The sequence below is a fragment of the Photorhabdus akhurstii genome, assembly GCF_018448925.1.
GTDB lineage: Bacteria > Pseudomonadota > Gammaproteobacteria > Enterobacterales > Enterobacteriaceae > Photorhabdus > Photorhabdus akhurstii.
In genome coordinates this window covers 14,744-30,922 of the sequence record NZ_RCWE01000038.1, presented here as the reverse complement: position 1 = coordinate 30,922, position 16,179 = coordinate 14,744, and the positions used below count along the sequence as shown (strand labels likewise).

26 protein-coding genes, 5 tRNA genes and 2 rRNA genes are annotated in these 16,179 nt (G+C 44.4%); 32 read left to right on the top strand and 1 reads right to left on the bottom strand.

What is annotated here, in order from left to right; translation table 11 throughout:
• Nucleotides 1–33: 33 nt before the first annotated feature.
• The 5 genes from rrf (EAE93_RS22565) to birA all read left to right on the top strand — a co-directional run bounded on the left by rrf (EAE93_RS22565) (nt 34) and on the right by birA (nt 2,554).
• Nucleotides 34–149 (top strand): 5S ribosomal RNA (gene rrf / locus EAE93_RS22565).
• An 84-nt stretch (nt 150–233) separates the two neighbouring features.
• Nucleotides 234–309 (top strand) — tRNA-Thr (locus tag EAE93_RS22560).
• A gap of 21 nt (nt 310–330) precedes the next feature.
• Nucleotides 331–446 (top strand): 5S ribosomal RNA (gene rrf / locus EAE93_RS22555).
• Between the two features lie 126 nt (nt 447–572).
• On the top strand, nt 573–1,598 hold the full coding sequence (gene murB / locus EAE93_RS22550; protein WP_036814879.1) for a UDP-N-acetylmuramate dehydrogenase: 1,026 nt from the start codon (nt 573–575) through the stop codon (nt 1,596–1,598).
• The gene (gene birA, locus EAE93_RS22545) at nt 1,595–2,554 is read left to right on the top strand and encodes a bifunctional biotin--[acetyl-CoA-carboxylase] ligase/biotin operon repressor BirA (protein WP_036814878.1); all 960 of its coding nucleotides are present in this window, start codon (nt 1,595–1,597) and stop codon (nt 2,552–2,554) included. The genes murB and birA overlap by 4 nt, the downstream gene beginning before the upstream one ends.
• A gap of 43 nt (nt 2,555–2,597) precedes the next feature.
• On the opposite strand, the gene coaA is transcribed toward birA, so the two are convergent.
• Entirely contained in the window at nt 2,598–3,548 is a 951-nt protein-coding gene (gene coaA / locus EAE93_RS22540; protein ID WP_036781906.1) for a type I pantothenate kinase, read from the bottom strand.
• A 430-nt stretch (nt 3,549–3,978) separates the two neighbouring features.
• On the opposite strand from coaA, the gene EAE93_RS22535 reads away from it, so the two are divergent.
• The 27 genes from EAE93_RS22535 (at nt 3,979) to rpmD (ending at nt 16,177) form a co-directional block, all read left to right on the top strand.
• Nucleotides 3,979–4,054 (top strand) — tRNA-Thr (locus tag EAE93_RS22535).
• Nucleotides 4,055–4,071: 17 nt separating this feature from the next.
• Nucleotides 4,072–4,156, top strand: a tRNA-Tyr gene (locus EAE93_RS22530).
• 99 nt (nt 4,157–4,255) lie between these two features.
• Nucleotides 4,256–4,330 (top strand) — tRNA-Gly (locus tag EAE93_RS22525).
• Between the two features lie 6 nt (nt 4,331–4,336).
• A tRNA-Thr gene (locus EAE93_RS22520) sits at nt 4,337–4,412 on the top strand.
• A 111-nt stretch (nt 4,413–4,523) separates the two neighbouring features.
• The gene (gene tuf / locus EAE93_RS22515) at nt 4,524–5,708 is read left to right on the top strand and encodes an elongation factor Tu (protein ID WP_040152109.1); all 1,185 of its coding nucleotides are present in this window, start codon (nt 4,524–4,526) and stop codon (nt 5,706–5,708) included.
• 671 nt (nt 5,709–6,379) lie between these two features.
• The gene (gene bfd, locus EAE93_RS22510) at nt 6,380–6,574 is read left to right on the top strand and encodes a bacterioferritin-associated ferredoxin (RefSeq protein WP_046393852.1); all 195 of its coding nucleotides are present in this window, start codon (nt 6,380–6,382) and stop codon (nt 6,572–6,574) included.
• 76 nt (nt 6,575–6,650) lie between these two features.
• Nucleotides 6,651–7,127, top strand: a complete 477-nt coding sequence (gene bfr, locus EAE93_RS22505) for a bacterioferritin (protein WP_036814877.1) — start codon at nt 6,651–6,653, stop codon at nt 7,125–7,127.
• Nucleotides 7,128–7,426: 299 nt separating this feature from the next.
• Nucleotides 7,427–7,738, top strand: coding sequence for a 30S ribosomal protein S10 (rpsJ, locus tag EAE93_RS22500; RefSeq protein ID WP_001181005.1), 312 nt, complete (start codon nt 7,427–7,429; stop codon nt 7,736–7,738).
• Between the two features lie 32 nt (nt 7,739–7,770).
• Nucleotides 7,771–8,400, top strand: coding sequence for a 50S ribosomal protein L3 (rplC, locus tag EAE93_RS22495; protein WP_036814876.1), 630 nt, complete (start codon nt 7,771–7,773; stop codon nt 8,398–8,400).
• Nucleotides 8,401–8,416: 16 nt separating this feature from the next.
• Nucleotides 8,417–9,022 (top strand): 50S ribosomal protein L4, encoded by a 606-nt coding sequence (gene rplD, locus EAE93_RS22490; protein ID WP_036814875.1) that lies wholly within the window; start codon nt 8,417–8,419, stop codon nt 9,020–9,022.
• Nucleotides 9,019–9,321 (top strand): 50S ribosomal protein L23, encoded by a 303-nt coding sequence (rplW, locus tag EAE93_RS22485; protein WP_036781897.1) that lies wholly within the window; start codon nt 9,019–9,021, stop codon nt 9,319–9,321. Before rplD ends, rplW begins: the two co-directional genes overlap by 4 nt.
• Before the next feature lie 19 nt (nt 9,322–9,340).
• The gene (rplB, locus tag EAE93_RS22480) at nt 9,341–10,165 is read left to right on the top strand and encodes a 50S ribosomal protein L2 (RefSeq protein ID WP_036781895.1); all 825 of its coding nucleotides are present in this window, start codon (nt 9,341–9,343) and stop codon (nt 10,163–10,165) included.
• Nucleotides 10,166–10,179: 14 nt separating this feature from the next.
• Nucleotides 10,180–10,458: a 30S ribosomal protein S19 gene (gene rpsS / locus EAE93_RS22475; protein ID WP_011148791.1), complete on the top strand. Its 279-nt coding sequence runs from the start codon at nt 10,180–10,182 to the stop codon at nt 10,456–10,458.
• A 14-nt stretch (nt 10,459–10,472) separates the two neighbouring features.
• Complete coding sequence (rplV, locus tag EAE93_RS22470) at nt 10,473–10,805, top strand: 50S ribosomal protein L22 (RefSeq protein WP_011148790.1); 333 nt, start codon at nt 10,473–10,475, stop codon at nt 10,803–10,805.
• A gap of 17 nt (nt 10,806–10,822) precedes the next feature.
• Entirely contained in the window at nt 10,823–11,524 is a 702-nt protein-coding gene (gene rpsC, locus EAE93_RS22465; RefSeq protein WP_015836279.1) for a 30S ribosomal protein S3, read from the top strand.
• Nucleotides 11,525–11,536: 12 nt separating this feature from the next.
• Nucleotides 11,537–11,947: a 50S ribosomal protein L16 gene (rplP, locus tag EAE93_RS22460; RefSeq protein ID WP_011148788.1), complete on the top strand. Its 411-nt coding sequence runs from the start codon at nt 11,537–11,539 to the stop codon at nt 11,945–11,947.
• Nucleotides 11,947–12,138 carry a 50S ribosomal protein L29 gene (gene rpmC / locus EAE93_RS22455; protein WP_010847484.1) on the top strand — a complete coding sequence of 64 codons (192 nt, stop codon included), beginning with the start codon at nt 11,947–11,949 and terminating at the stop codon, nt 12,136–12,138. The genes rplP and rpmC overlap by 1 nt, the downstream gene beginning before the upstream one ends.
• Nucleotides 12,138–12,392, top strand: coding sequence for a 30S ribosomal protein S17 (gene rpsQ / locus EAE93_RS22450; RefSeq protein ID WP_011148786.1), 255 nt, complete (start codon nt 12,138–12,140; stop codon nt 12,390–12,392). Before rpmC ends, rpsQ begins: the two co-directional genes overlap by 1 nt.
• 179 nt (nt 12,393–12,571) lie before the next feature.
• A complete protein-coding gene (gene rplN, locus EAE93_RS22445; protein ID WP_036781889.1) occupies nt 12,572–12,943 on the top strand; it encodes a 50S ribosomal protein L14 in 372 nt (123 codons plus the stop codon).
• Between the two features lie 10 nt (nt 12,944–12,953).
• On the top strand, nt 12,954–13,268 hold the full coding sequence (rplX, locus tag EAE93_RS22440; RefSeq protein WP_036781887.1) for a 50S ribosomal protein L24: 315 nt from the start codon (nt 12,954–12,956) through the stop codon (nt 13,266–13,268).
• Nucleotides 13,269–13,282: 14 nt separating this feature from the next.
• Nucleotides 13,283–13,822 carry a 50S ribosomal protein L5 gene (gene rplE / locus EAE93_RS22435; RefSeq protein ID WP_011148783.1) on the top strand — a complete coding sequence of 180 codons (540 nt, stop codon included), beginning with the start codon at nt 13,283–13,285 and terminating at the stop codon, nt 13,820–13,822.
• A gap of 12 nt (nt 13,823–13,834) precedes the next feature.
• On the top strand, nt 13,835–14,140 hold the full coding sequence (gene rpsN / locus EAE93_RS22430; protein WP_036781885.1) for a 30S ribosomal protein S14: 306 nt from the start codon (nt 13,835–13,837) through the stop codon (nt 14,138–14,140).
• A 33-nt stretch (nt 14,141–14,173) separates the two neighbouring features.
• Complete coding sequence (gene rpsH, locus EAE93_RS22425) at nt 14,174–14,566, top strand: 30S ribosomal protein S8 (protein ID WP_011148781.1); 393 nt, start codon at nt 14,174–14,176, stop codon at nt 14,564–14,566.
• 14 nt (nt 14,567–14,580) lie between these two features.
• Nucleotides 14,581–15,114, top strand: coding sequence for a 50S ribosomal protein L6 (gene rplF, locus EAE93_RS22420; RefSeq protein WP_036781883.1), 534 nt, complete (start codon nt 14,581–14,583; stop codon nt 15,112–15,114).
• A gap of 9 nt (nt 15,115–15,123) precedes the next feature.
• Nucleotides 15,124–15,477, top strand: a complete 354-nt coding sequence (rplR, locus tag EAE93_RS22415; RefSeq protein WP_011148779.1) for a 50S ribosomal protein L18 — start codon at nt 15,124–15,126, stop codon at nt 15,475–15,477.
• A gap of 14 nt (nt 15,478–15,491) precedes the next feature.
• Nucleotides 15,492–15,992, top strand: a complete 501-nt coding sequence (gene rpsE / locus EAE93_RS22410) for a 30S ribosomal protein S5 (protein ID WP_036781881.1) — start codon at nt 15,492–15,494, stop codon at nt 15,990–15,992.
• Between the two features lie 5 nt (nt 15,993–15,997).
• Nucleotides 15,998–16,177: a 50S ribosomal protein L30 gene (gene rpmD, locus EAE93_RS22405; RefSeq protein WP_036781914.1), complete on the top strand. Its 180-nt coding sequence runs from the start codon at nt 15,998–16,000 to the stop codon at nt 16,175–16,177.
• Nucleotides 16,178–16,179: the final 2 nt, after the last annotated feature.

Genomic DNA, 16,179 nt, shown 5'->3' with positions numbered 1-16,179 from the left:
AGAGACGCAACGGCCGGAAGGAAACCGAATATGCCTGGCGGCGATAGCGCGGTGGTCCCACCTGACCCCATGCCGAACTCAGCAGTGAAACGCCGTAGCGCCGATGGTAGTGTGGGGTCTCCCCATGTGAGAGTAGGACACTGCCAGGCTTGACTTTTAGTGTTGTGTTGCGATGAAAGGCAGCATAAAGCATATTTGATTTTTTGTGCCAACAGTGAGTTTGGCAGACTATTGCTGATATGGCTCAGTTGGTAGAGCACACCCTTGGTAAGGGTGAGGTCCCCAGTTCGAATCTGGGTATCAGCACCATGATAATATATAAAGAATTTGTCTGGCGGCGATAGCGCGGTGGTCCCACCTGACCCCATGCCGAACTCAGTAGTGAAACGCCGTAGCGCCGATGGTAGTGTGGGGTCTCCCCATGTGAGAGTAGGGAACTGCCAGACTTTATTTTGAGACAAAAAGGCCATCCAAAGGGGTGGCCTTTTTGCATTTAATAAAGAACTAACTTAGTTTTCCACGTCTATAGCTGATAAACTATTTATTAAATAGCTTTATTGAGTATTGAGTAAATGCTTTCTCTTAAAGAGTTTAATACCTTTGGGTTATCAGTCTATGCTAAACGTTTAGATATAGCTGAATCTGCCGAATCTTTATTAGCTTTATGGCGGAAAGCCAAAAGCGAAAAACAACCTGTGTTACTGCTTGGTGGTGGCAGTAATGTCTTATTTACTGCAAATTTTGAAGGAACTGTGATTCTGAATAGGATTATGGGGATTCAACAGCAGGAAACAGATGAATCGTGGCATTTACATGTAGGAGCAGGAGAAAATTGGCACGAATTAGTCTGCCATTCTCTTAAAAATCAAATCTATGGATTAGAGAATCTGGCCTTAATTCCTGGTTGCGCTGGTGCGGCACCAATTCAAAATATTGGTGCATATGGTATTGAGTTTAGAGATGTGTGTGAATATGTAGATGTTCTTAATCTAGAAACAGGGGAGCAAACGCGCCTTAGTTCTGGTGAATGTCAGTTTGGATATCGAAATAGTGTTTTCAAACATAAATATAAAGCAAATTATTCTATTCTCTCCGTAGGATTATTGTTGAAAAAGAATTGGCAGCCGATATTGAACTACGGTGATCTAACTAGGCTGTCGAAAGACAATGTAACTCCTCAGCAGATTTTTGATTCAGTGTGTGCAATGCGCACCAGTAAATTACCTGATCCTGCAATGACAGGAAACGCGGGGAGTTTCTTCAAAAACCCAATTGTCAGTGCGGAAGTTGCGGCGAAAATAAAAGAAAATTACCCTGATAGCCCCCAATATCCTTACACACATGGAATGTTTAAATTAGCGGCGGGTTGGCTCATTGAACATTGTAATTTAAAAGGTTATCGCATTGGAGGTGCATCTGTGCATCTTAGACAAGCTTTGGTATTGATAAATCAGGAAAATGCTACAGGCGAGGATATAGTTTCATTGGCTGCCTACATTCGCCAGCAAGTGATAAGTAAGTTTGGTGTATTACTTGAACCGGAGGTTCGTTTTATTGGTACTAAAGGCGAAATTGATGCTGTGGAATGTATTTCATGAAAGATATAACCGTGCCATTACAGTTGATTAAGATTTTGTCTGACGGTGACGTTCATTCCGGCCAACAGTTGGGACAAGATTTAGGGATGAGTAGAGCTGGAATTAATAAACATATACAGACAATCCGTGAATGGGGAATTGAACTAGAAACAACACCAGGCAAGGGTTATAGCCTTATGGCACCTATGCAGTTACTTGATGAATCTACTATTTTTCAATACTTGCCTCAGGATCGTATAACTGTTTTGCCAGTTATTGACTCGACTAATCAGTACTTGCTTGAACGTTTATCTGATTTGAAATCAGGGGATGCTTGTGTTGCAGAGTACCAGTATGCTGGCAGAGGAAGGCGTGGAAGGAAATGGGTTTCGCCCTTTGGTAAAAATCTTTATTTATCTATGTACTGGCGCCTTGAACAAGGACCTGCTGCTGCAATCGGATTGAGTCTGGTTGTTGGCATTGTTATTGCTGAAGTATTACATCGATTTGGCGCGGATAGAATTAGGGTAAAATGGCCAAATGATTTATATCTTGATGATAAGAAATTGGCGGGAATCTTAGTTGAACTAATAGGAAAGACTGGTGATGCTGCTCAGGTTGTAATAGGTGCGGGTATAAATATTTCGATGGATCATAAGGACGAAGAGTCTATTAATCAGCAATGGATTAATTTGTTGCAAGCAGGAATTGAAATTGATCGTAATAAATTGGCTGTAGAAATAATACTTGATCTAAGGAAAGCTCTAATTCAGTTTGAAAATGAAGGTTTGTCTTCATTTGTTTCTAGGTGGTTTGAGTTAGATAATTTTATGGATAGATCGGTAAAATTAATTATTGGTAGGCAGGAAGTGTATGGTATAGCTAGGGGTATTAATCAGCAAGGCGCTTTGTTACTTGATCAGAATGGTGTTATAACCCCATATATCGGCGGGGAAATTTCTTTAAGAGGCTGTTAGAAATGACCGGAAGAGAAATGTCTTCCGGGTTCGGAAACTATTTTTACTTACGTAGCCTTACGCTTTCAATAGTGTGGTTAGTACCTTTTGTCATGATTAGGCTTGCGCGTTCTCGAGTTGGTAAAATATTTTGTCGCAAATTTAGTCCATTTATCTCTTGCCAGATATCAGATGCAGTATTTATGGCTTCTTCTTCTGATAGCTTGGAATAGCTGTGGAAATAAGAGTCTGGATCGGAAAAAGCACCTTGGCGGAATTTTAAAAAACGACTGATATACCAACTCTTGAGTAATTTTTCTGGTGCATCGACGTAGATAGAAAAGTCGACAAAATCAGAGACAAATACATGGTGTGGATCATGAGGATAATCCATACCGCTTTGTAATACATTCAAACCCTCTAGAATCAAAATGTCTGGTTGTTTAATAAGTTTTTGCTCGTTTGGTACGATATCATAGGTAAGATGAGAGTAAACTGGTGCGGATACTTGTTTAGACCCCGATTTAATATCAGCTACAAATTTCACTAAGCTATGCATATCATATGATTGAGGAAATCCTTTCTTTTTCATCAGCCCACGTTCATTCAGTACACTGTTAGAATGTAGAAAACCATCTGTAGTAATTAATTCTACACTTCGGTGTTCAGGCCAACGACTCAGAAGGGCTTGCAATAGACGTGCAGTGGTACTTTTACCAACGGCAACACTGCCAGCAATTCCTATGACATAAGGGACTTTTTGTCCATCGGTACCTAGAAATTGTTCGAGCACTGCTTGACGACGTAAATTGGAACTAATATAAAAATTGAGCAAGCGAGATAAAGGAAGATAAATCTCAACAACTTCTTCTAAAGAAATTTCTTCATTGATTCCTTTTAGATCAATTAATTCTTCTTTTGTTAATGTCAGTGGAACTGAATCACGTAAGGTTGCCCATTGTTCACGATTGAATTGCAAATATGGAGTAGCCAAAAAAGGTTCTTTTTTATTCATAAACCAAAATCTGCCTGTTTGTGCAGGTTGGACAAGTTGCAATAAACAACCTGTACCCGACAAAAAATAAATCGCATGATATCGACTGATGAGCGGCAGGCGTAGGTTTTTTTATATTTTTAGCAGTTTTTTTTGTAAGAAATGCAGAATCGTAAAAAATTGAGTTGCTTTACTTAATGTTAGCTTTAGCTGTTTGTTTATCATGATGGACATTTGAATGACACAAAATGAAGTGACTAATCATGTTTTATTGGGTACAGAAATCAGTTCCTTAATAATTACAGGTAGTTTTGGTTTATTATTTGAGCTAAATATTTTGAAAAAAACAGCTTATTGAATAAAAATGAGCGTTTTGTGACCGAATGGTCAAGGAAAGCGATTTTTTTGTTGCATAGTGCGTTCACACTGCCTAGAATGCGCAGCACTTGATGCCGGCATAGCTCAGTTGGTAGAGCAACTGACTTGTAATCAGTAGGTCCCGAGTTCGATTCTTGGTGCCGGCACCATTAAAAATTTGGAATAAGGTGGGGTTCCCGAGCGGCCAAAGGGAGCAGACTGTAAATCTGCCGTCACAGACTTCGAAGGTTCGAATCCTTCCCCCACCACCAAAAATCAGATTTAGTCTTGATATTCTTTTGGTTTTCGTTAGAAGCAAAGTATATTGAGATCAACGTACAGCTGATTAAAGTCAGGTAGCCGAGTTCAATGCGGGCATCGTATAATGGCTATTACCTCAGCCTTCCAAGCTGATGATGCGGGTTCGATTCCCGCTGCCCGCTCCAAGATGTGCTGATATAGCTCAGTTGGTAGAGCACACCCTTGGTAAGGGTGAGGTCGGCAGTTCGAATCTGCCTATCAGCACCACTTCCTTAATGTCCTTGTCTCCCGATTTTATTCCTGTAAACGATATTCAACGAGCAACTGCTTGGTTGATGTGGTGGAACCACCGATTCCGTGTCTTAGAGGGACAATCTAATGTCTAAAGAAAAGTTTGAACGTACAAAACCGCACGTTAACGTTGGTACTATCGGCCACGTTGACCACGGTAAAACTACCCTGACTGCTGCTATCACTACTGTACTGGCTAAAACCTTCGGTGGTAATGCTCGTGCATTCGACCAAATCGATAACGCGCCAGAAGAAAAAGCGCGTGGTATCACCATCTCTACTTCTCACGTAGAATACGATACCCCAAGCCGCCACTATGCGCACGTTGACTGCCCAGGCCACGCCGACTATGTGAAAAACATGATCACGGGTGCGGCTCAGATGGACGGCGCAATCCTGGTAGTTGCTGCGACTGACGGCCCAATGCCACAGACTCGTGAGCACATCCTGTTAGGTCGTCAGGTAGGCGTTCCTTACATCATCGTATTCCTGAACAAATGTGACATGGTAGACGACGAAGAGCTGCTGGAACTGGTTGAGATGGAAGTGCGTGAGTTGCTGTCTCAGTACGATTTCCCAGGCGACGACACTCCGGTTATCCGTGGTTCTGCGCTGAAAGCGCTGGAAGGCGATGCCGAGTGGGAAAGCAAAATCCTGGAGCTGGCAGAAGCCCTGGACAGCTACATCCCAGAACCAGAGCGTGCAATCGACCAGCCATTCCTGCTGCCAATCGAAGACGTATTCTCGATTTCAGGCCGTGGTACCGTGGTAACCGGTCGTGTAGAGCGCGGTATTGTTAAAGTGGGTGAAGAAGTTGAAATCGTGGGTATCAAAGACACAACGAAAACCACGTGTACCGGCGTAGAAATGTTCCGCAAACTGCTGGACGAAGGCCGTGCGGGTGAGAACGTGGGCGTTCTGTTGCGTGGTACTAAACGTGATGAAATCGAACGTGGTCAGGTACTGGCAAAACCGGGTTCAATCAAGCCACACACCACTTTCGAATCAGAAGTTTATATTCTGAGCAAAGACGAAGGTGGCCGTCATACGCCATTCTTCAAAGGCTACCGTCCACAGTTCTACTTCCGTACAACTGACGTAACCGGCACAATCGAGCTGCCAGAAGGCGTGGAAATGGTGATGCCAGGTGATAACATTCAGATGAAAGTTACCCTGATTGCGCCAATCGCAATGGACCAGGGTCTGCGCTTTGCTATCCGCGAAGGCGGCCGTACTGTAGGTGCTGGTGTTGTTGCTAAAATTATTGCTTAATAGCTAAGAATTAAGTACCTAACTTTAGGACAGGTTTGTATTCTGACTTGTTTTAGGACAGACACTTGGTTGTGTTACACTAGGTGTCTGTTAGTTAGTGTTTTAATTGATATCACCTTTCCTTAAATTCCCTGTATGAACCATCCCATTCGGTTATCTCTTAGTGTCTTAAGTTTTTATTTCGGCTGCTTGTTCCTAGTGGTGTTATTGTTATCTGGCTGTTCTGCTAGGGTATTCTTAGAGTATATATTCATCATTCATCTGTAGAATACGTTAGCGGTAACTACCCCCCCCACCTCGTGATTTTCCCGAATAAGCATTTGTCTTCAAACTTAGATGAGTCATCTTTTCTTTTATATACAGGTAGTAATATTTGACTCATGTTTGTTCTGCATTTGTTGGTATGCCCTAACGAAAGGAGGGGATACCAACGAAGAGAGTTGCTGATGTAGGAGATAGTTTTTAGGATGGAATAAGTTTAAGAAAGTTCCTGATAGGGATAAAAGTCTTTTTAGTCAAAGTATTACAGAAATGAGGGAACTACTTCCATTTGACGAAGCTAAAGGATATTTGGAAGAACCAGAATCAGAAAATTAAAATGCGAATGATTATTGAAATGAGACTCATTATTATTTAATATGCGCTATAATGTGTACCAGAGAGTGTTATTTATGTATGTCTGCCTATGTAATGCGGTGAGTGACAAAACAATACGTAACGCGGTGCGTCAACATCATATTCACTCTATTAGAGAACTAAAACGTATTGTGCCTGTAGGCCGTGATTGTGGCAAATGCATACGCCAAGCCCGAGAGCTAATTAATGAGGAAATTGCACAGCTACCTAAGATAGATAACGTTGCTTGATAAAAAAGAGATAAGTTTACTACTACTCTGCTGAATAGGTACTACACTTTAAGTACTGGAAGCGGAGGAGTAAACTATGAAAGGTGATAAAAAAATGATTGCTCATTTGAACAAACTTCTTGGAAATGAGCTTGTTGCAATTAATCAATATTTTCTACATGCCCGGATGTTCAAAAACTGGGGCCTTACCCGCCTGAATGATAAGGAATATCATGAATCTATCGATGAAATGAAGCATGCTGATAGGTACATTGAACGTATCCTTTTTCTTGAAGGAATTCCTAATTTGCAGGATCTAGGAAAACTTAACATCGGAGAAGATATCGAAGAAATGCTCAAATCTGACTTGCAGCTCGAATTGCAGGGAGCTAGAGATTTGAAAGAAGCGATTGCTTATGCTGATTCGATTCATGACTATGTTAGCCGTGATTTGATGATCGATGTCCTAGATGAAGAAGAAGAACACATTGATTGGTTGGAAACTCAATTTGAATTAATTGAACGTATGGGGATTCAAAATTACACTCAAGCACAAATCCTTGAAGGAGAATAGGTACGAAAAAATGCCCTATCTGTTGTTCAGTTAGGGCATCTTGTTTCATGCTCCTTTGACTCTATTCCGGACAAATCTTCATCTGTATCTTGCTTTGTTAATTGATTTGCGTATAATATGCGGTCTTACTTACGTGTAAGTCTGGTTTGATAACCAGTGAATGTGCAGTATTGCTTTGCTGCCATTTAAAATACTCCCGATAGGGGGGTTATATATTGAACGATTACACTCTCCCGTCAATCGAAATGGGTACGAGGAGTAATTATTTACGTTTATAAAATAGTTGGAGCTCTGGTCTCATGCAGAACCAAAGAATCCGTATTCGCCTGAAAGCATTTGATCATCGTTTGATCGATCAATCAACTGCGGAAATTGTCGAGACCGCTAAGCGTACTGGTGCGCAGGTGCGTGGTCCGATCCCGCTGCCGACTCGTAAAGAGCGTTTTACCGTTCTGATTTCTCCGCATGTTAATAAAGATGCGCGTGATCAGTACGAAATTCGCACTCATAAGCGTCTGGTTGACATCGTTGAGCCAACCGAGAAAACCGTTGATGCTCTGATGCGTCTGGATCTGGCTGCCGGTGTAGACGTGCAGATCAGCCTGGGTTAATCAGGTCATTGAACGATTGAGAGGTTGAAACAATGATTGGTTTAGTCGGTAAAAAAGTGGGTATGACTCGTATCTTCACTGAAGATGGCGTTTCTATCCCTGTAACTGTTATCGAAATTGAAGATAACCGTGTGACTCAGGTTAAAGATCTGGATAGTGATGGTTATCGTGCAATTCAGGTTACTACTGGTAGCAAAAAAGCTAACCGTATAAACAAACCTGAAGCAGGTCATTTCGCTAAAGCTGGCGTTGAAGCTGGCCGTATCCTGCGTGAATTCCGTCTGTCTGAAGGCGAAGAATATGCTGTAGGTCAAAGTATTAGCGTTGAGATTTTCGCTGACGTTAAGAAAGTCGACGTTACTGGTACATCTAAAGGTAAAGGTTTTGCTGGTACTGTTAAGCGCTGGAACTTCCGTACCCAAGATGCTAGCCACGGTAACTCTTTGTCTCATCGTGTCCCGGGTTCTATCGGTCAGAACCAAACTCCGGGCAAGGTATTTAAAGGCAAGAAAATGGCAGGCCAACTGGGTAATGAACGTGTAACTGTTCAAAGCCTAGATGTAGTACGTGTTGACGCTGAGCGCAACCTGCTGCTGGTCAAAGGTGCTGTTCCAGGTGCAACTGGCGGCAACCTGATCGTAAAACCGGCTGTCAAGGCGTAACGTCGAGGAGATAGGAATGGAATTGGTAATGAAAGACGCGCAAGGCGCGCTGACTGTTTCCGAAACTACCTTCGGGCGTGATTTCAATGAAGCGCTTGTGCATCAAGTAGTTGTTGCTTACGCAGCTGGTGCACGTCAAGGTACTCGTGCTCAGAAAACCCGTGCTGAAGTTTCTGGTTCAGGTAAGAAACCATGGCGTCAGAAAGGCACTGGCCGTGCACGTTCTGGTTCTATTAAGAGTCCAATTTGGCGCTCTGGTGGTGTAACTTTTGCAGCTAAACCACAGGACCACAGTCAAAAAGTTAATAAGAAAATGTACCGTGGTGCTTTAAAGAGCATCCTGTCTGAACTGGTACGTCAAGATCGTTTGATCGTTGTCGAGAAGTTTTCTGTAGAAGCTCCTAAAACCAAGCTTCTGGTTCAGAAACTGAAAGATATGGCTCTGGAAGATGTGCTGATTATCACTCATGAAGTTGATGAGAATTTATTCTTAGCAGCTCGCAACCTGTACAAGGTTGATGTTCGTGATGTAGCTGGTATTGATCCAGTTAGCTTAATCGCCTTCGATAAAGTGGTTATGACTGCTGATGCTGTGAAGCAAGTTGAGGAGATGCTGGCATGATCCGTGAAGAACGTCTGCTGAAAGTACTGCGCGCGCCGCACGTATCTGAAAAAGCTTCTACAGCGATGGAAAAGAGCAACACCATCGTTCTCAAAGTTGCGAAAGACGCGACTAAAGCAGAAATCAAAGCTGCTGTGCAGAGACTGTTTGAAGTCGAAGTTGAAGGTGTTAACACTTTGCTGGTTAAAGGCAAAACTAAACGTCACGGTCAGCGTATTGGTCGTCGTAGCGACTGGAAAAAAGCTTATGTCACACTGAAGGAAGGCCAGAATATGGACTTCATCGGTGGTGCAGAGTAAGTCGGAGGAGTAAAGAACAATGGCAATTGTTAAATGTAAACCTACGTCTCCGGGCCGTCGCCACGTTGTTAAAGTGGTTAACCCTGAGCTGCATAAGGGTAAACCTTATGCTCCATTGCTGGAAAAAAGCAGCAAAACCGGTGGTCGTAACAACAATGGCCGTATTACCACTCGTCACATTGGTGGTGGCCACAAGCAGCACTATCGTTTGATTGACTTTAAACGTAATAAAGATGGTATCCCTGCTGTAGTTGAGCGTTTGGAATATGATCCAAACCGTTCAGCGAATATCGCCCTGGTTCTGTATAAAGATGGTGAACGTCGTTATATCCTTGCGCCTAAAGGTCTGAAAGCTGGTGATCAGATCCAATCTGGTGCTGACGCAGCTATCAAAACTGGTAACGCATTGCCAATGCGCAATATCCCTGTTGGTTCTACCGTACATAACGTAGAAATGAAGCCGGGTAAAGGTGGTCAGTTGGCTCGTTCCGCTGGTGCATACGTTCAGATCGTTGCCCGTGATGGTTCTTATGTAACTTTGCGTCTGCGTTCTGGTGAAATGCGTAAAGTTCTGTCTGATTGCCGCGCCACTTTAGGTGAAGTTGGTAATGCAGAACATATGCTACGTGTTCTGGGTAAAGCTGGTGCAAGTCGCTGGCGCGGCATTCGTCCTACCGTTCGTGGTACGGCGATGAACCCGGTAGATCACCCACATGGTGGTGGTGAAGGTCGTAACTTTGGTAAACATCCTGTAACTCCTTGGGGTGTTCAAACTAAAGGTAAGAAGACCCGTAGTAATAAACGTACTGATCAGTTCATCGTACGTCGCCGTACTAAAAAATAATTAGAGGATAAACCATGCCACGTTCTCTCAAGAAAGGTCCATTTATCGACCTGCACTTGCTGAAGAAGGTAGAGAAAGCGGTGGAAAGCGGAGACAAAAAGCCTATTAAGACTTGGTCCCGTCGTTCAACGATCTTTCCTAACATGATCGGTTTGACCATCGCTGTCCATAATGGTCGTCAGCATGTACCAGTTTTTGTTTCCGACGAAATGGTTGGTCATAAACTAGGTGAATTCGCGCCGACCCGTACTTATCGCGGCCATGCGGCCGATAAAAAGGCTAAAAAGCGCTAAGGTAGGAGGAAGAGATGGAAACTATCGCTAAACATCGCCACGCTCGTTCTTCTGCTCAGAAGGTTCGCCTTGTAGCTGACCTGATTCGCGGTAAGAAAGTGTCGCAAGCTCTGGAAACTCTGACCTATACCAATAAGAAAGCTGCTGGTTTAGTGAAGAAAGTACTTGAGTCTGCTATTGCTAATGCAGAACACAACGATGGTGCTGACATTGATGATCTGAAGGTCACGAAGATTTTCGTAGACGAAGGCCCGACCATGAAGCGTATTATGCCTCGTGCAAAAGGTCGTGCAGATCGCATCCTGAAGCGCAGCAGCCACATTACTGTGGTTGTGTCCGATCGCTGAGACTCTGGAGACTAGCAATGGGTCAGAAAGTACATCCTAATGGTATTCGCCTGGGTATTGTCAAACCTTGGAACTCTACCTGGTATGCGAATACTAAAGAATTCGCTGACAACCTAGACAGCGATTTTAAAGTCCGCCAGTACTTGAATAAAGAACTGGCAAAAGCGTCTATTTCACGCATTGTTATTGAACGTCCTGCTAAAAGTATTCGTGTAACTATTCACACTGCTCGCCCAGGTATTGTAATCGGTAAGAAAGGTGAAGACGTAGAAAAACTGCGTAAAACTGTAGCGGAAATCGCTGGTGTTCCTGCGCAAATTAATATCTCTGAAGTGCGTAAGCCTGAACTGGACGCGAAACTGGTTGCTGACAGTATTACTTCACAGCTAGAACGTCGTGTTATGTTCCGTCGCGCTATGAAGCGCGCAGTCCAGAATGCGATGCGTTTGGGCGCTAAAGGCATTAAAGTGGAAGTCAGTGGCCGTTTAGGCGGTGCTGAAATCGCGCGTACTGAATGGTATCGTGAAGGTCGTGTACCGTTGCACACACTGCGTGCAGATATCGACTATAACACTTCAGAAGCGCACACCACTTATGGTGTACTCGGCGTTAAGGTATGGATCTTCAAAGGTGAGATCTTGGGTGGTATGGCTGCTGTTGAACAGGCGGAAAAACCGGCTGCACAACCGAAAAAGCAGCAGCGTAAAGGCCGCAAGTAAGGAGAGTCGCTGATGTTACAACCAAAGCGTACGAAATTCCGTAAAATGCACAAAGGCCGTAACCGTGGCCTGGCAGCAGGTGCGGATGTTAGCTTCGGCACTTTCGGTCTGAAAGCTGTGGGCCGTGGCCGTCTGACGGCACGTCAGATTGAAGCGGCACGTCGTGCTATGACTCGTGCAATTAAACGTCAAGGTAAAATCTGGATACGTGTATTTCCAGACAAGCCTATCACTGAAAAGCCACTCGAAGTGCGTATGGGTAAAGGTAAAGGTAACGTAGAATATTGGGTTGCCTTGATCCAGCCTGGTAAAGTCCTTTATGAAATGGACGGTGTGCCTGAAGAGCTGGCTCGTGAAGCATTCAAGCTGGCAGCAGCGAAACTGCCTATCAAGACCACCTTTGTAACTAAGACGGTGATGTAATGAAAGCACAAGAGCTGCGCGAAAAAAGCGTTGAAGAGCTGAACACTGAGCTGCTGAATTTGCTGCGTGAACAATTTAACCTGCGCATGCAGGCTGCAAGTGGCCAGCTACAACAGTCTCATCTGTTGAAACAAGTGCGTCGTAATATCGCACGCGTTAAGACTTTATTGACTGAGAAGGCGGGTGCGTAATGACCGATAAAATCCGTACTCTGCAAGGTCGTGTTGTAAGTGACAAAATGGAGAAATCTATTGTTGTTGCTATTGAGCGTAAGGTGAAACACCCTCTGTATGGTAAATTCATCAAACGTACGACTAAACTGCATGTACATGACGAGAACAATGAATGTGGCATTGGTGATGTGGTGGAAATCCGCGAAACTCGTCCACTGTCCAAAACTAAGTCTTGGACTTTAGTTCGCGTTGTAGAGAAAGCGATTCTGTAAGCTGGCTCGAATAGAGTAAACGGCTCAGGCGATGAGCCGTTTATTTTTTCTATCTATATCTGAGATGTGGTGTTATAATGCCGCGCCCTCGTGATATGGGGTATCTGAACGGCCTCTTCATACTAAATTATAGTAGTGAAGTGGGCTCAGTAGTAGTTGACATTTAGCGGAGCACTAAAATGATCCAAGAACAGACTATGCTGAACGTGGCCGACAACTCCGGTGCACGTCGCGTAATGTGTATCAAGGTTCTGGGTGGCTCGCACCGTCGCTATGCACACGTCGGCGACATCATAAAAGTCACCATCAAGGAAGCAATTCCTCGTGGTAAAGTGAAAAAAGGTGATGTCCTGAAAGCGGTAGTGGTGCGCACCAAGAAGGGTGTTCGTCGCCCTGACGGTTCTGTCATTCGCTTCGATGGCAATGCTTGCGTGTTGTTAAACAACACAAGTGAGCAAGTTATCGGTACGCGTATTTTTGGGCCGGTAACTCGTGAACTTCGTAATGAAAAGTTCATGAAAATTATCTCCCTGGCACCAGAAGTACTCTAAGGAGCGAACAATGGCAGCGAAAATCCGTCGTGATGACGAAGTTATCGTGTTGACTGGAAAAGATAAAGGTAAGCGCGGTAAAGTAAAACAGGTTCTTTCTACTGGGAAAGTCATTGTTGAAGGTATCAACTTGGTTAAAAAACATCAGAAGCCCGTTCCGGCTCTGAACCAACCAGGTGGCATCGTTGAAAAAGAAGCTGCAATCCAGGTTTCAAACGTTGCGATCTTCAATGCGGCAACCGGTAAGGCTGACCGTGTAGGTTTTAGATTTGAAGACGGAAAAAAAGTTCGTTTCTTTAAATCTAACAGCGAAACTATCAAGTAATTTGGAGTAATACGATGGCGAAACTGCATGATTACTACAAAGACGAGGTAGTCCAAAAACTGATGACTCAGTTTGGCTACAATTCTGTCATGCAAGTCCCTCGGGTCGAGAAGATCACCCTGAACATGGGTGTTGGTGAAGCGATCGCTGATAAGAAACTGCTGGATAATGCAGCAGCGGATCTGGCAGCAATTTCTGGTCAAAAACCATTAATCACCAAAGCACGCAAATCAGTTGCAGGCTTCAAAATCCGTCAGGGCTATCCAATCGGCTGTAAAGTGACCCTGCGTGGTGAACGTATGTGGGAGTTTCTTGAGCGCCTGATTTCTATTGCTGTACCTCGTATTCGTGACTTCCGTGGTTTGTCTGCGAAGTCATTTGATGGTCGTGGCAATTACAGCATGGGTGTACGTGAGCAAATCATCTTCCCTGAAATCGATTACGATAAAGTGGATCGTGTTCGTGGTCTGGATATTACTATCACCACAACTGCGAAATCTGATGATGAAGGCCGCGCACTTTTGGCTGCTTTTAACTTCCCGTTCCGCAAGTAAGGCAGGGTATTCATGGCTAAGCAATCAATGAAAGCACGTGATGTAAAACGTGCGAAATTAGCTGAAAAATTCTTCACTAAACGTGTGGAATTGAGAGCTATCATTTCTGATGTGAATGCATCTGATGAAGAGCGTTGGAATGCTGTTCTCAAGCTGCAAACACTGCCACGTGATTCCAGCCCTTCTCGTCAGCGTAACCGCTGCCGCCAAACTGGTCGTCCGCATGCGTTTTTGCGGAAGTTTGGGTTGAGCCGAATTAAAGTCCGTGAAGCCGCCATGCGCGGTGAAATTCCGGGCCTTAAAAAGGCTAGCTGGTAATTGTCACCAATTGAATCACGGGAGTAAAGACAGATGAGCATGCAAGATCCCATCGCGGATATGCTGACCCGTATCCGTAACGGTCAGGCCGCGAATAAAGTTGCGGTCACCATGCCTTCCTCCAAGCTGAAAGTGGCAATTGCCAAAGTGCTGAAGGAAGAAGGTTATATTGAAGATTATAAAATTGAAGGCGACACCAAGCCAGAACTGGAATTAGTACTGAAATACTTCCAAGGTAAGGCTGTTGTAGAAAGTATTCAGCGTGTAAGCCGCCCAAGTCTGCGCATCTATAAGAAAAAAGATGAGCTGCCACAAGTTATGGCTGGCTTGGGTATCGCTGTTGTTTCTACCTCTAAAGGTGTAATGACTGATCGTGCAGCTCGCCAAGCTGGTCTTGGTGGCGAGATTCTCTGCTACGTAGCTTAATTCGGGAGGAAAGAATGTCTCGTGTTGCAAAAGCACCCGTCGTTATTCCTGCCGGCGTAGAGGTAAAACTCGACGGTCAGGTTATTTCGATTAAGGGTAAAAACGGCGAGCTAAGTCGTACAATCCACAGCGCAGTTGAAGTTAAGCATGCAGATAATCAACTGACCTTCGCTCCACGCGATGGTTATGTTGGTGGTTGGGCACAGGCGGGTACAACTCGTTCTTTGCTGAATGCTATGGTTATCGGTGTTACCGAAGGCTTCACTAAGAAGCTTCAACTGGTAGGTGTTGGTTATCGTGCAGTAGTCAAAGGCAATGTTGTTAACATGTCTCTGGGCTTCTCACATCCAGTTGACCACGAACTGCCAGCAGGCATTACTGCAGAATGTCCGTCACAAACTGAAATCGTACTAAAGGGTGCTGATAAACAGGTAATCGGTCAGGTTGCGGCAGAACTGCGTGCCTATCGTCGTCCTGAGCCTTATAAAGGTAAGGGTGTTCGTTACGCCGACGAAGTCGTGCGTATCAAAGAGGCTAAGAAGAAGTAAGGTAACACTATGGATAAGAAAGCAGCTCGTATCCGTCGTGCGACCCGCGCACGCCGCAAGCTCCAGGAACTGGGTGCAACTCGCCTGGTGGTACATCGTACCCCTCGCCATATTTATGCGCAGGTTATCGCACCAAACGGTTCTGAAACTTTGGTGGCAGCTTCTACTACAGAAAAAGCTATCAATGAGCAACTGAAATACACTGGAAATAAAGAAGCAGCAGCAGCAGTTGGCAAAGCAATTGCTGAACGTGCGTTGGAAAAAGGTATTAAAGATGTATCCTTTGACCGCTCTGGTTTCCAATATCATGGTCGAGTCCAGGCACTGGCAGATGCTGCCCGTGAAGCTGGCCTTCAGTTCTAAGGTAGAGGTGTAAGATGGCTCACATCGAAAAACAAGCTGGCGAACTGCAGGAAAAGCTGATTGCGGTAAATCGCGTATCTAAAACCGTAAAAGGTGGCCGGATTTTCAGCTTTACCGCACTAACTGTTGTAGGTGATGGTAATGGTCGCGTTGGTTTTGGCTACGGCAAAGCACGCGAAGTTCCGGCAGCAATCCAGAAAGCGATGGAAAAAGCCCGTCGCAATATGAAAACCGTCGCACTGAACAGCGGCACTTTGTATCACCCAGTAAAAGGTGCACACACTGGTTCCCGTGTGTTCATGCAGCCTGCTCACGAAGGTACTGGTATCATCGCAGGCGGTGCTATGCGTGCTGTTTTGGAAGTGGCTGGTGTTCATAACGTACTGGCTAAAACCTATGGTTCCACTAACCCTATTAATGTGGTTCGTGCAACTCTGGATGCTTTAGACAGCATGAAGTCTCCAGAAATGGTCGCCGCTAAGCGTGGTAAATCCGTCGAAGAAATTCTGGGGTAATGACCATGGCTAAGACTATTAAAATAACACAGATTCGCAGTTCAATCGGCCGTCTGCCTAAGCATAAGGCAACTTTGGTTGGTTTAGGTCTGCGCCGTATCGGTCATACAGTAGAGCGTGAAGATACTCCTGCTATACGTGGTATGATCAACTTGGTTTCCTATATGGTTAAAGTTGAGGAGTAACA

Excerpts from the sequence above, each read along its gene's own strand:
- rplE (WP_011148783.1), top strand. The coding sequence starts at position 13,283 with ATGGCGAAACTGCATGATTACTACAAAGACGAGGTAGTCCAAAAACTG.
- rpsS (WP_011148791.1), top strand. The coding sequence starts at position 10,180 with ATGCCACGTTCTCTCAAGAAAGGTCCATTTATCGACCTGCACTTGCTG.
- rpmD (WP_036781914.1), top strand. The coding sequence starts at position 15,998 with ATGGCTAAGACTATTAAAATAACACAGATTCGCAGTTCAATCGGCCGT.
- rpsH (WP_011148781.1), top strand. The coding sequence starts at position 14,174 with ATGAGCATGCAAGATCCCATCGCGGATATGCTGACCCGTATCCGTAAC.
- rpsC (WP_015836279.1), top strand. The coding sequence starts at position 10,823 with ATGGGTCAGAAAGTACATCCTAATGGTATTCGCCTGGGTATTGTCAAA.
- rplV (WP_011148790.1), top strand. The coding sequence starts at position 10,473 with ATGGAAACTATCGCTAAACATCGCCACGCTCGTTCTTCTGCTCAGAAG.
- rplX (WP_036781887.1), top strand. The coding sequence starts at position 12,954 with ATGGCAGCGAAAATCCGTCGTGATGACGAAGTTATCGTGTTGACTGGA.
- rplR (WP_011148779.1), top strand. The coding sequence starts at position 15,124 with ATGGATAAGAAAGCAGCTCGTATCCGTCGTGCGACCCGCGCACGCCGC.
- bfr (WP_036814877.1), top strand. The coding sequence starts at position 6,651 with ATGAAAGGTGATAAAAAAATGATTGCTCATTTGAACAAACTTCTTGGA.
- bfd (WP_046393852.1), top strand. The coding sequence starts at position 6,380 with ATGTATGTCTGCCTATGTAATGCGGTGAGTGACAAAACAATACGTAAC.
- rpsE (WP_036781881.1), top strand. The coding sequence starts at position 15,492 with ATGGCTCACATCGAAAAACAAGCTGGCGAACTGCAGGAAAAGCTGATT.
- tuf (WP_040152109.1), top strand. The coding sequence starts at position 4,524 with ATGTCTAAAGAAAAGTTTGAACGTACAAAACCGCACGTTAACGTTGGT.
- rpsN (WP_036781885.1), top strand. The coding sequence starts at position 13,835 with ATGGCTAAGCAATCAATGAAAGCACGTGATGTAAAACGTGCGAAATTA.
- rpsJ (WP_001181005.1), top strand. The coding sequence starts at position 7,427 with ATGCAGAACCAAAGAATCCGTATTCGCCTGAAAGCATTTGATCATCGT.
- rplF (WP_036781883.1), top strand. The coding sequence starts at position 14,581 with ATGTCTCGTGTTGCAAAAGCACCCGTCGTTATTCCTGCCGGCGTAGAG.
- rpmC (WP_010847484.1), top strand. The coding sequence starts at position 11,947 with ATGAAAGCACAAGAGCTGCGCGAAAAAAGCGTTGAAGAGCTGAACACT.
- rplD (WP_036814875.1), top strand. The coding sequence starts at position 8,417 with ATGGAATTGGTAATGAAAGACGCGCAAGGCGCGCTGACTGTTTCCGAA.
- rpsQ (WP_011148786.1), top strand. The coding sequence starts at position 12,138 with ATGACCGATAAAATCCGTACTCTGCAAGGTCGTGTTGTAAGTGACAAA.
- coaA (WP_036781906.1), bottom strand. The coding sequence starts at position 3,548 with ATGAATAAAAAAGAACCTTTTTTGGCTACTCCATATTTGCAATTCAAT.
- rplP (WP_011148788.1), top strand. The coding sequence starts at position 11,537 with ATGTTACAACCAAAGCGTACGAAATTCCGTAAAATGCACAAAGGCCGT.
- rplW (WP_036781897.1), top strand. The coding sequence starts at position 9,019 with ATGATCCGTGAAGAACGTCTGCTGAAAGTACTGCGCGCGCCGCACGTA.
- murB (WP_036814879.1), top strand. The coding sequence starts at position 573 with ATGCTTTCTCTTAAAGAGTTTAATACCTTTGGGTTATCAGTCTATGCT.
- birA (WP_036814878.1), top strand. The coding sequence starts at position 1,595 with ATGAAAGATATAACCGTGCCATTACAGTTGATTAAGATTTTGTCTGAC.
- rplB (WP_036781895.1), top strand. The coding sequence starts at position 9,341 with ATGGCAATTGTTAAATGTAAACCTACGTCTCCGGGCCGTCGCCACGTT.
- rplN (WP_036781889.1), top strand. The coding sequence starts at position 12,572 with ATGATCCAAGAACAGACTATGCTGAACGTGGCCGACAACTCCGGTGCA.
- rplC (WP_036814876.1), top strand. The coding sequence starts at position 7,771 with ATGATTGGTTTAGTCGGTAAAAAAGTGGGTATGACTCGTATCTTCACT.